The sequence below is a fragment of the Lysinibacillus sp. FSL R7-0073 genome, assembly GCF_038009065.1.
In the GTDB taxonomy this organism is placed as follows: domain Bacteria; phylum Bacillota; class Bacilli; order Bacillales_A; family Planococcaceae; genus Lysinibacillus; species Lysinibacillus fusiformis.
Genome location: NZ_JBBPAS010000001.1, coordinates 4,557,503 through 4,569,997, shown reverse-complemented (window position 1 = coordinate 4,569,997; position 12,495 = coordinate 4,557,503). Strand labels below are relative to the sequence as shown.

Genomic DNA, 12,495 nt, shown 5'->3' with positions numbered 1-12,495 from the left:
TAAGTTTATGCTTTTTTAAGAAATTATTTAGAGGGAGTTTAACAATTCATTTTAATATGAATCATGAAAGCTACATCAAGCCTTTCAAGAGAGGCTTGGTGTAACTAAAAAATATAGCAAAAAATGGAGGTAAGTAGGTATGAAAAAATTATTGATTGTATCTGTTGCAGCAATGGCACTACTTGCAGCATGTCAAGATAAGGAGCCTGCGAAAGGCAACACTACAAATAGTGTGGAAACAAAAACGGAAAGTGCTTCTACAGAAAATACAACGAAAGATCAAGCACAGGTAACAAAGGGTCAAGAAATGGCTACTATTCTTAGTGCTACAAACTGGCAAGGTACAAAAGTATACGATAAAGATAACAACGATTTAACTGCGGAAAATTCAAACTTTATTGGCTTGGCTAAATATGATGTGAAAACAGGTCATTATGAATTCTTTGATGCTACTACTGGTAAAAGTCGTGATGATAAGGGAACATTTTTCATTACAAACGATGGGAAACAAAGAATTTTAATTTCTGAGTCCAAAAATTATCAAGCGCTTGTAGAGATCACAGAATTAAACAAAGATATTTTCACTTATAAACGAATGGGTAAAGATGCTGCTGGTAACGATGTAGAAGTCTTTGTGGAGCATATCCCTTATCAAGAAAAAGAGCTTACATTTACAGATCCAAATAAAACTCTTAATGCAACTACAGGCGATATCGTAACAGATGTAGACGGCGATGAAATTTTAGCTAATACATTATGGCAGGGCACAGCTGCTTTAGATGAAAATGGTAAAGATGTAACCGAATTTAATTCAAATTTCATTAGTATTGCAAAATACGATGCAAAAACGAATAAATATGAATTCTTTAACCCTGAAACAGGCGAAAGTCGCGGTGACTATGGCTACTTTGACGTCATTCATGACAATAAAATTAGAGCTCACGTTTCACTTGGTGATAATAAATATGGTGTGGCTCTTGAAATTACTGAAATGAATGATAAGAAATTTACGTATAAACGAACAGGTAAAGATAAAGACGGAAATGAGATAACCGTGTTTGTTGAGCATGAACCCTATAAAGGGGAATTTAAACCAAAATTTACACTGCAATAAAATTGTTCTTCCTCCCTTAATATAGAATCATTTAAAAACTCTCAAGTTGAATACTTGTGAGTTTTTTTTTCTTTCTGGCATAGTTTATCCACTAACTTCGTACACTAAATGTAAAAGGGTGGTGGATATGGGTGAAGCGCTGGCTGGCACTAGGAGTAATTATGCTTATGAGTATAGTGGTCGTGGCATATGAAACAAATGCTTCGGACCGTAACTTCTTTTTACCAGACCCACTTGGTGGCATAAAAATTGTCATTGATGCAGGGCATGGTGGGGAGGATGGAGGAGCTTCAAAGGGCGAAGTCATTGAAAAGGATATTACACTTGCAATTTCTCAGCATGTGGAGAAGAAATTGAAGAAAAAAGGCGCAACAGTCATCATGACAAGAACAAAAAATGGTGATGTTATTGATGAACACGCGCCATCAGAAAAGTATGGAACGTTAAGAGAACGTAAAAAACAAGATATCTTTTTAAGAAAGGATATTGTAGAGAAAGAAAAACCGGATGTATTTATTACCATTCATGCCAATGCTATTCCGGAAACAAAATGGCGTGGCGCACAGGTGTTTTATCATAAGGAGGGACATGCTGACGGTGAGATACTTGCAAAAAGTATTCAAGAGTCCATTCGTACTAATTTAAAAAATACAGACCGAGAAGCATTGTCTATTAAGCAGATATATTTATTGAAAAAAGCAGAAGTACCTGCGGCATTAGTAGAGACTGGATTTATTAGTAATGATGAAGAGCGAGCATTATTAACAGATAAGAACTATCAAGAAAAAATGGCAGATGCAATTGTTGAAGGTATAGAAGAGTATTTATTAGCTAAAGTTGAGTAGAGCAACATCACAACGTAAATTAAATCATTTATGATATACTAACATTGAGACAATATAAGGGGAGTGTTCGTCGTGATTACTGAACAACAAGTACGAGAAATACTAGGACAACTACAAGATCCATTTTTACATAAATCGCTTGCAGAAACAGATGGTATTACAAACGTAGCAATAAAAGAAGAAAAAAATCATGTCAGTGTAAAAGTTGCGATTGCTAAATTGAATACACCTGAACAATTACAACTACAAATGAAAATTGTTGAGATGTTAAAAGAAGCGGGTGTAAATACGGTTGGTATTCGTTTTGAAGAACTATCAGCAGAAAAGCTTCAAAGCTTCCGTGGCACATCAACAGAATCTGAAGCACAAGATATTTTATCACCACTTAGCACGGTTCAAGTTATTTCAATTGCTTCGGGTAAAGGTGGAGTAGGTAAATCTACAGTTTCGGTTAACTTAGCGGTTGCCTTAGCTCGTCTAGGCAAAAAAGTGGGCTTAATCGATGCAGATATTTATGGTTTTAGTGTGCCCGATATGATGGGTGTAACAGATATGCCTAAAGTAGTCGATAATCGTATTTTCCCAGTAGATCGCTTTGGCGTAAAAATGATCTCAATGGGCTTCTTTGTAGAAAATAATGCACCTATTGTATGGCGTGGCCCGATGTTAGGTAAAGTATTAGATCAATTCTTCCGTGATGTAGAATGGGGAGAGCTTGACTACCTACTATTAGATTTACCACCTGGTACAGGTGATGTTGCATTAGATATTCATCAAATGTTACCTTCATCAAAAGAGATTGTAGTCACAACACCTCACCCAACAGCAGCATTTGTTGCAGCTCGTGCAGGTGCCATGGCTCTACAAACGGACCATGAAATTTTAGGTGTCATTGAAAACATGGCTTGGTTCCAATCGAAATCAGGTGAAAAAGAGTTTGTCTTTGGGCAAGGCGGAGGTCCTAAACTAGCAGAAGAGCTTCGTACGGAGCTACTTGGTCAAATCCCACTTGGGCAACCAGATTGGACTGATGCTGATTTTGCACCGTCTGTATATGCTGAAAAACATACTACTGGACAAATTTATTTAGACATCGCGACGAAAATCATTGAAAAATTAAATAAATAATAAAAAACGGATTTCCATCCTTTTGGAGGAAATCCGTTTTTAATAAACCACGGTTATTCAGTGCCTTTTTGCTCCTTATCAGTGCTGCCACCGCTTTCACCACTTGCTTCTTTCTTATTGCCACTTCCAGATGAAGTTGTTTCGCCACTCTTTTTAATTAGCTCTTGCCATTTCGATTGCATTAAAGGGCTTTCGATCGTTTCCTTCACTACTTCCTCCATCTGCTTTCGCATGTTGGATGATTTTAGAATAGTCTCTAGCTGTTTCTGCATATCAGGCTGTCCAAAAAAGGCTTCCATATCCTTTTGGAAAGTTGGATCTTTTATTAAATCCTTCATAATATCCTGTTGCTGTTTTTGCATACTTTTTGCAACTGTTTCCTTAAACTTTGGATCTTCAAAGGTTTTCTTCCAAAAGTCTTCGGCTTCCTTAGAAAGTAATGTTTCCTCAGTAGCTTTTTTCACTTCATCATGCTCTAAAATCAACAGCTCACGGAAACTTGGCTCTTCTAAAAGCTGTCGCAATGCCTTTTTACCGTCCTCTGTTTGTAAAGAGTCAATCATAATTTTTTTTATTTCATCATAGGACATAGTAGAGGTTTTATCTTGTGAACAGGCAGAAAGAAATAGCATTAGAATCAGTAATAGGGTGAATTTCCGCATCGACAATCAGTCCTTTCTATAGATAGACTCTTTCAATTATTGTTCACATTTCTGATGACTTTATGTATTGGGAAAGATGAGAAATAGCTTTTTTAACAATGCATTGATAAAATAAGGACAGATATATTGAGAAATTGGGGGACTTTTAGTTGTGACGATACGAAATTGGGCAAAGTTTTTCTTCTTTGCAATGCTCGTTGGTGGGATAGTCAACGGAGTTTTTAGTTTATTTATTCGCTGGGATTTCTTCCAACCATACATAGCAAACGGTCATTGGGGAGAATTTTTCGCTGGACTGTTATGGATGGTCTTCTTAGGATTTACAATGAGTGTTATTGCACAGGCTGGTTTTTTCGCTTATTTAACACTCCATCAAGTCGGTGTAAATATCTTTAGAACACTCACATTGTGGAATTGGGTACAGCTTTTACTTGTTGCAATTACTATTTTCGATATTATCTTCTTCCGTTTTGTACCTGGTGTAAAGGATGGACAAAGCTGGTTGTTCTATGTTGGATTATTAATCGTCCTCATTTTTGGAGCCATGGCTACAGCCGTTCAAAAAGTAAAGTTAACAGGGAAAAAACATGTATTCATTTCTGCTCTGTTCTTCATGATTGTTATTACAACTCTGGAATGGACAATTGCGTTAATGGGTCGTGATGAAAATATCAATGAATACGTCGCATTATTATTATTCCCGTTATTGGCGGTTAATGCATATCAATTATTAGTATTGCCAAAATATAATGCAAAATCCGATGAAGATCGTCAAAAATTAGAAGCACGTCGCAAAGCGCGCCAAAAACAAGCAAAAAATGCTTAAATGAAAAAAATTGCCTCCTACAAAATAGAGGCAATTTTTTTTATGGAGACTTTTTAGTTTGCACTTTATAGCCAAATATATTTTCCTCAATGGACATAAACTTATTTTGCTGTATTAAAGTATTAAGTTCTTTAAAAGTAAATGAGCTATCTTGGTGTAATGGAACAAATATAAAGTCCCCTTTTTGGAGTTTTGGTGTTTTCTCACCCTGCCAAATAAGGGAAGGAGATAGCAAATTCATTTGTTGCTGAAACAAAGATTTTTGTAAGTCTTGTGAATACTGGTGGTTCCGAGTAGCAAACCAAAGTGGCTTTTCCTTCAAATATTGTTCATAAATATCAATATCCTTTTGTACAAGATCAATGTTTATAGGTTTTTCTATTGAATCCTCTGGTCCAAGTAGTCCTGTAGGTAATTTCCGTTCTTGAATAATTTTTATATGGTCCGGGGAACGCTTGATCCAATCTGTATCTAGAAGAAGAAGGGGATAAGGTTCTTTTACCGTTTTAAGCCAATCTATTAGAGACTCATCAGAGAATGAAACCTCGACAACAAGAGATGTGCCGTAATGACCTTTTGTAACGACAACTGGTGCGTTCGCAATATTAAATACAGAAATCATCGTAGAATTTATAGGCTTTAGAAAAACAAAGAGAATTCCGAATAGAAGCAGTGAAATCAACGTTTTACGGATCATAATAACAACCTCGTTTCTATAATTTTAAATAAAAAATAAGTCTCTTTAAAAAAACTTATGATTTAGTGTTGACTTTCATGAATAATCGATGTTATTATGTATAAGTCGCCAAGAGGTGACAGTGAAACAAACAACATGAACCTTGAAAACTGAACAAGCAAAACGTAATCAATAAAGTTTTTAATAGCTAGCTTGACTAGTGAACAAAACAAAATTTTGGACATCAAAATTGATGCCAGCAAAACAATTTGAGCTAATCAAATTTCTTTTATGGAGAGTTTGATCCTGGCTCAGGACGAACGCTGGCGGCGTGCCTAATACATGCAAGTCGAGCGAACAGAGAAGGAGCTTGCTCCTTTGACGTTAGCGGCGGACGGGTGAGTAACACGTGGGCAACCTACCTTATAGTTTGGGATAACTCCGGGAAACCGGGGCTAATACCGAATAATCTGTTTCACCTCATGGTGAAACACTGAAAGACGGTTTCGGCTGTCGCTATAGGATGGGCCCGCGGCGCATTAGCTAGTTGGTGAGGTAACGGCTCACCAAGGCGACGATGCGTAGCCGACCTGAGAGGGTGATCGGCCACACTGGGACTGAGACACGGCCCAGACTCCTACGGGAGGCAGCAGTAGGGAATCTTCCACAATGGGCGAAAGCCTGATGGAGCAACGCCGCGTGAGTGAAGAAGGATTTCGGTTCGTAAAACTCTGTTGTAAGGGAAGAACAAGTACAGTAGTAACTGGCTGTACCTTGACGGTACCTTATTAGAAAGCCACGGCTAACTACGTGCCAGCAGCCGCGGTAATACGTAGGTGGCAAGCGTTGTCCGGAATTATTGGGCGTAAAGCGCGCGCAGGTGGTTTCTTAAGTCTGATGTGAAAGCCCACGGCTCAACCGTGGAGGGTCATTGGAAACTGGGAGACTTGAGTGCAGAAGAGGATAGTGGAATTCCAAGTGTAGCGGTGAAATGCGTAGAGATTTGGAGGAACACCAGTGGCGAAGGCGACTATCTGGTCTGTAACTGACACTGAGGCGCGAAAGCGTGGGGAGCAAACAGGATTAGATACCCTGGTAGTCCACGCCGTAAACGATGAGTGCTAAGTGTTAGGGGGTTTCCGCCCCTTAGTGCTGCAGCTAACGCATTAAGCACTCCGCCTGGGGAGTACGGTCGCAAGACTGAAACTCAAAGGAATTGACGGGGGCCCGCACAAGCGGTGGAGCATGTGGTTTAATTCGAAGCAACGCGAAGAACCTTACCAGGTCTTGACATCCCGTTGACCACTGTAGAGATATGGTTTCCCCTTCGGGGGCAACGGTGACAGGTGGTGCATGGTTGTCGTCAGCTCGTGTCGTGAGATGTTGGGTTAAGTCCCGCAACGAGCGCAACCCTTGATCTTAGTTGCCATCATTTAGTTGGGCACTCTAAGGTGACTGCCGGTGACAAACCGGAGGAAGGTGGGGATGACGTCAAATCATCATGCCCCTTATGACCTGGGCTACACACGTGCTACAATGGACGATACAAACGGTTGCCAACTCGCGAGAGGGAGCTAATCCGATAAAGTCGTTCTCAGTTCGGATTGTAGGCTGCAACTCGCCTACATGAAGCCGGAATCGCTAGTAATCGCGGATCAGCATGCCGCGGTGAATACGTTCCCGGGCCTTGTACACACCGCCCGTCACACCACGAGAGTTTGTAACACCCGAAGTCGGTGAGGTAACCTTTTGGAGCCAGCCGCCGAAGGTGGGATAGATGATTGGGGTGAAGTCGTAACAAGGTAGCCGTATCGGAAGGTGCGGCTGGATCACCTCCTTTCTAAGGATATTTTCGGAATACAAACCTAGGGTTTGTAAGATTACGTTTTGCGTTCAGTTTTGAAGGTTCATTCTTTCTGAATGAAATACTTCAAAACTTGTTCTTTGAAAACTGGATAAAACGACATTGAAATAGTAACAAACACATTTATTTTTTTAAGTTTTTTTATAGGCTTAATAACATTAAAAGGTTTCAAGACACGAGCAGTTCTAGGAAGCAATCGAGTAAATGAAGGAGCGTACTTCAGTACGTGACTGAATGAACGAGTGAAGCTGACAACGAAATGTGATGTGTATTGAAAGCTGATAGGTTAAGTTATTAAGGGCGCACGGCGAATGCCTTGGCACTAGGAGCCGAAGAAGGACGGCACTAACACCGATATGCTTCGGGGAGCTGTAAGTGAGCTTTGATCCGGAGATTTCCGAATGGGGGAACCCACTACGTTTAATCGCGTAGTATCTTGACGTGAATACATAGCGTCTTGAAGGCAGACCCAGGGAACTGAAACATCTAAGTACCTGGAGGAAGAGAAAGAAAAATCGATTCCCTGAGTAGCGGCGAGCGAAACGGGAAGAGCCCAAACCAAGAGGCTTGCCTCTTGGGGTTGTAGGACACTCAATACGGAGTTACAAAAGAGCGAGTTAGATGAAGCGACTTGGAAAGGTCCGCCAGAGCAGGTAAAAGCCCTGTAGTCGAAAGTTCGTTCTCTCCTGAGTGGATCCTGAGTACGGCGGAACACGTGAAATTCCGTCGGAATCCGGGAGGACCATCTCCCAAGGCTAAATACTACCTAGTGACCGATAGTGAACCAGTACCGTGAGGGAAAGGTGAAAAGCACCCCGGAAGGGGAGTGAAAGAGATCCTGAAACCGTGTGCCTACAAGTAGTTAGAGCCCGTTAATGGGTGATAGCGTGCCTTTTGTAGAATGAACCGGCGAGTTACGATTACGTGCGAGGTTAAGCTTTAGAAGGCGGAGCCGCAGCGAAAGCGAGTCTGAATAGGGCGAAATAGTACGTGGTCGTAGACCCGAAACCAGGTGATCTACCCATGTCCAGGGTGAAGGTAAGGTAACACTTACTGGAGGCCCGAACCCACGCACGTTGAAAAGTGCGGGGATGAGGTGTGGGTAGCGGAGAAATTCCAATCGAACTTGGAGATAGCTGGTTCTCTCCGAAATAGCTTTAGGGCTAGCCTCGTGATGAGAATACTGGAGGTAGAGCACTGTTTGGACTAGGGGGCCATCCCGGTTTACCGAATTCAGACAAACTCCGAATGCCAGATATTTATACACGGGAGTCAGACTGCGAGTGATAAGATCCGTAGTCAAAAGGGAAACAGCCCAGACCACCAGCTAAGGTCCCAAAGTAATCGTTAAGTGGAAAAGGATGTGGCGTTGCACAGACAACCAGGATGTTGGCTTAGAAGCAGCCATCATTTAAAGAGTGCGTAATAGCTCACTGGTCGAGTGACGCTGCGCCGAAAATGTATCGGGGCTAAACGATTCACCGAAGCTGTGGATTGACATCTACGATGTCAGTGGTAGGAGAGCGTTCTAAGTGCGTTGAAGTCAGACCGGAAGGACTGGTGGAGCGCTTAGAAGTGAGAATGCCGGTATGAGTAGCGAAAGACGGGTGAGAATCCCGTCCACCGTATGACTAAGGTTTCCTGAGGAAGGCTCGTCCGCTCAGGGTTAGTCGGGACCTAAGCCGAGGCCGATAGGCGTAGGCGATGGACAACAGGTTGATATTCCTGTACCACCTCCTCACCGTTTGAGAAATGGGGGGACGCAGTAGGATAGGGTAAGCGCGCTGTTGGTTATGCGCGTCCAAGCAGTAAGGCGTGTGTGTAGGCAAATCCGCACACTGTAACGTTGAGCTGTGATGGCGAGTCCGTATGGACGAAGTTCCTGATTTCACACTGCCAAGAAAAGCCTCTATCGAGGTGAGAGGTGCCCGTACCGCAAACCGACACAGGTAGTCGAGGAGAGAATCCTAAGGTGTGCGAGAGAACTCTCGTTAAGGAACTCGGCAAAATGACCCCGTAACTTCGGGAGAAGGGGTGCTCTTGAGCGTGCAAGCGCATGAGAGCCGCAGTGAATAGGCCCAGGCGACTGTTTAGCAAAAACACAGGTCTCTGCAAAACCGTAAGGTGACGTATAGGGGCTGACGCCTGCCCGGTGCTGGAAGGTTAAGAGGAGTGGTTAGCGCAAGCGAAGCTGCGAATTGAAGCCCCAGTAAACGGCGGCCGTAACTATAACGGTCCTAAGGTAGCGAAATTCCTTGTCGGGTAAGTTCCGACCCGCACGAAAGGCGTAACGATCTGGGCACTGTCTCAACGAGAGACTCGGTGAAATTATAGTACCTGTGAAGATGCAGGTTACCCGCGACAGGACGGAAAGACCCCGTGGAGCTTTACTGTAGCCTGATATTGAATTTTGGTACAACTTGTACAGGATAGGTAGGAGCCAGAGATCTCGGAGCGCCAGCTTCGAAGGAGGCGTCGGTGGGATACTACCCTGGTTGTATTGAAATTCTAACCCATGCCCCTTAGCGGGGCAGGAGACAGTGTCAGGCGGACAGTTTGACTGGGGCGGTCGCCTCCTAAAAGGTAACGGAGGCGCCCAAAGGTTCCCTCAGAATGGTTGGAAATCATTCGTAGAGTGTAAAGGCACAAGGGAGCTTGACTGCGAGACCTACAAGTCGAGCAGGGTCGAAAGACGGGCTTAGTGATCCGGTGGTTCCGCATGGAAGGGCCATCGCTCAACGGATAAAAGCTACCCCGGGGATAACAGGCTTATCTCCCCCAAGAGTCCACATCGACGGGGAGGTTTGGCACCTCGATGTCGGCTCATCGCATCCTGGGGCTGTAGTCGGTCCCAAGGGTTGGGCTGTTCGCCCATTAAAGCGGTACGCGAGCTGGGTTCAGAACGTCGTGAGACAGTTCGGTCCCTATCCGTCGTGGGCGTAGGAAATTTGAGAGGAGCTGTCCTTAGTACGAGAGGACCGGGATGGACACACCGCTGGTGTACCAGTTGTCTTGCCAAAGGCATCGCTGGGTAGCTATGTGTGGACGGGATAAGTGCTGAAAGCATCTAAGCATGAAGCCCCCCTCAAGATGAGATTTCCCATTACGCAAGTAAGTAAGATCCCTCAAAGACGATGAGGTAGATAGGTTCGAGGTGGAAGTGTGGTGACACATGGAGCTGACGAATACTAATCGATCGAGGACTTAACCAAAAAAAGTTTGAAGCATTCAATGAACCGTTTATCCAGTTTTGAAAGAACAATTCTTTCAAAAAAGAGAGCTTCTAGACACAGCAATACGCCGTGTATGGAAGGTCGACCATAGTCTAGTGATGATGGCAAAGAGGTCACACCCGTTCCCATACCGAACACGGAAGTTAAGCTCTTTAGCGCCGATGGTAGTTGGGGGCTTCCCCCTGTGAGAGTAGGACGTCGCTAGGCGCAAAAAGTCGCTACTGATACACTCAGTAGTGGCTTTTTTTCTGTCTAAAATTCCAAAAAGTAGATAAAAAAGGAGGCATTTCATTCAACGAAATGCCTCCTTACTATTTTAAACAGTTGCTGCTCGTAGTTCGATACGACGAATTTTCCCAGATGTTGTTTTTGGTAACTCATCGATAAAGACAATACTACGAGGATATTTATAAGGCGCTGTCAGTGCTTTTACATGCTCCTGTAGCTCCTTGATTAGTTCTTCTTCATTGTGTCCCTTATAGCCATCCCGTAAGATTACGTAGGCTTTGACAATATGCCCTCTAATTTCATCTGGAGCAGCGACAACGGCACACTCTTGTACAGCATCATGTTTGTTTAAGGCATCTTCCACTTCAAATGGGCCAATAGTGTAACCAGATGAGATAATAATATCGTCGCCCCGACCTTCAAACCAGAAGTAACCATCTTCATCACATTTTGCTTGATCACCTGTAATGTACCATTCACCTCGGAATGCCGCTTGTGTGCGCTCAGGCTCACGATAATACTCTTTAAACAAGGCTGGTGATGATTTGTGTATGGCGATATCGCCAACCTCGCCAACAGGTGCCTCATTGCCTTCATTGTCGATAATACGGACAATATTACCTGGAGTTGGGACACCCATGGAACCAGGTCGTAGCTCCGTATTTTCCAAAGTACCAATGAGTAATGTATTTTCAGTTTGACCATAACCATCGCGGACTTTTAGACCAAATTGATTCTTAAATGTTTCAATGACCGGTCTATTTAATGGCTCACCAGCAGAGACAGCGCTACGAAGAGATGATAGATTATAGTCATTTAAATTCTCAAGTTTCGCCATAATACGATATTCAGTTGGTGTGCAGCAAAGAACATTAACTTTTTCATTCTGCAACAGCTGAAGATATGTTTTTGCATCAAACCCACCATGATAAACAAAGGCAGTTGCTCCCAACATAATGGTAGAGAGGAACGGACTCCAAATCCATTTTTGCCAGCCTGGAGCTGCAGTTGCCCATACTAAGTCTCCTTCACGTACACAAAGCCACTGTGCAGCCGCTGTTCGAATATGCGCGTAGCCCCAGCCATGAGAATGAACGACACCTTTAGGCTTGCCTGTTGTTCCAGAAGTATAAGAAAGGAATGCCATGTCATCACGTTTAGTAGCAACAGCAGTAAATGTATTTGGCTGAGAGCTAGCCAATTCATTTAAAGAAGACCAATCTCCTGTAGCTGTTCCGATGACCATTTTGTTTTTTAAAGCATCTACAGAAGGCGAAATTTTGTCTACTTCATTAGTGAATACTTCATATGCGATAACAGCACTAGCAGAAGAATGCTCCATACGATACTCTAAATCACTTGCGCGTAACATTTCTGAACAGGAAATAGGAACAATACCCGCTTTTAAACAGCCTAGGAAAACAAAATAGGCCTCTGGTAGACGAGGAATAATAACTAATACACGATCTCCTTTTTGAAGCCCTTTCTTCGTAAAGGCATTAGCGTATTGATTCATTTTTTGAACAAGTTCTACGTAAGTAACGGTTTGTCTCTCTTCTTGTGTATTTAACCAACGTATGGCTTGGCGTTCACTATCTTGCGAAAACTTTTCTAATTCCTCTGTGATGTTATAAACATCCGGTGCAATTAAATCCTCTATTACCATTTGAACATTCCTCCCCCTAAAATGATAGAAAATTCATAAAACTATTTTTATTTTAACAATTGCAATAATATACAGCAAGAATATTTAATACACAAAATAGAAATTTTAGATTTAATAGAGAACTATTATGGTTTCTAAGTAATATTTAAGAAGGCCTCGACAAAAAAATATAATATTTTACACAAATGTGTTGCATTATTTCGAATGCTTGCTATAATAATAAATGTACTTAAGAGGTCATCTAAGATCGATT

General features: G+C 42.5%; 6 protein-coding genes, 3 rRNA genes and 1 pseudogene. 7 read left to right on the top strand and 3 right to left on the bottom strand.

Going from position 1 to position 12,495, the window contains the following annotated elements; all coding sequences use genetic code 11:
• Positions 1-289 precede the first annotated feature (289 nt).
• From MKY88_RS23000 to MKY88_RS22990, 3 genes and pseudogenes are all read left to right on the top strand, one after another.
• Positions 290-1,114: pseudogene (locus tag MKY88_RS23000) on the top strand (DUF4822 domain-containing protein); the annotation flags it as partial.
• Between the two features lie 131 nt (positions 1,115-1,245).
• Positions 1,246-1,959, top strand: a complete 714-nt coding sequence (locus tag MKY88_RS22995; RefSeq protein WP_012296043.1) for an N-acetylmuramoyl-L-alanine amidase — start codon at positions 1,246-1,248, stop codon at positions 1,957-1,959.
• A gap of 72 nt (positions 1,960-2,031) precedes the next feature.
• The gene (locus tag MKY88_RS22990) at positions 2,032-3,087 is read left to right on the top strand and encodes a P-loop NTPase (protein WP_340814758.1); all 1,056 of its coding nucleotides are present in this window, start codon (positions 2,032-2,034) and stop codon (positions 3,085-3,087) included.
• Between the two features lie 53 nt (positions 3,088-3,140).
• On the opposite strand, the gene gerD is transcribed toward MKY88_RS22990, so the two are convergent.
• Positions 3,141-3,749 carry a spore germination lipoprotein GerD gene (gerD, locus tag MKY88_RS22985; protein WP_069483032.1) on the bottom strand — a complete coding sequence of 203 codons (609 nt, stop codon included), beginning with the start codon at positions 3,747-3,749 and terminating at the stop codon, positions 3,141-3,143.
• Between the two features lie 151 nt (positions 3,750-3,900).
• On the opposite strand from gerD, the gene MKY88_RS22980 reads away from it, so the two are divergent.
• Entirely contained in the window at positions 3,901-4,575 is a 675-nt protein-coding gene (locus tag MKY88_RS22980; RefSeq protein WP_258269683.1) for a KinB-signaling pathway activation protein, read from the top strand.
• Between the two features lie 40 nt (positions 4,576-4,615).
• On the opposite strand, the gene MKY88_RS22975 is transcribed toward MKY88_RS22980, so the two are convergent.
• Positions 4,616-5,272 carry a hypothetical protein gene (locus tag MKY88_RS22975; RefSeq protein WP_340814757.1) on the bottom strand — a complete coding sequence of 219 codons (657 nt, stop codon included), beginning with the start codon at positions 5,270-5,272 and terminating at the stop codon, positions 4,616-4,618.
• A gap of 267 nt (positions 5,273-5,539) precedes the next feature.
• Between MKY88_RS22975 and MKY88_RS22970 the strand changes: the two genes are divergently transcribed.
• From MKY88_RS22970 to rrf, 3 genes are all read left to right on the top strand, one after another.
• Positions 5,540-7,091, top strand: a 16S ribosomal RNA gene (locus MKY88_RS22970).
• 308 nt (positions 7,092-7,399) lie between these two features.
• A 23S ribosomal RNA gene (locus MKY88_RS22965) occupies positions 7,400-10,327 on the top strand.
• Positions 10,328-10,439: 112 nt separating this feature from the next.
• Positions 10,440-10,555 (top strand): 5S ribosomal RNA (gene rrf, locus MKY88_RS22960).
• Together the 16S, 23S and 5S rRNA genes form the textbook arrangement of a ribosomal RNA operon.
• A 109-nt stretch (positions 10,556-10,664) precedes the next feature.
• Here the strand turns inward: rrf and mbcS are convergent.
• On the bottom strand, positions 10,665-12,242 hold the full coding sequence (gene mbcS / locus MKY88_RS22955; protein WP_328203639.1) for an acyl-CoA synthetase MbcS: 1,578 nt from the start codon (positions 12,240-12,242) through the stop codon (positions 10,665-10,667).
• Between the last annotated feature and the right edge of the window lie 253 nt (positions 12,243-12,495).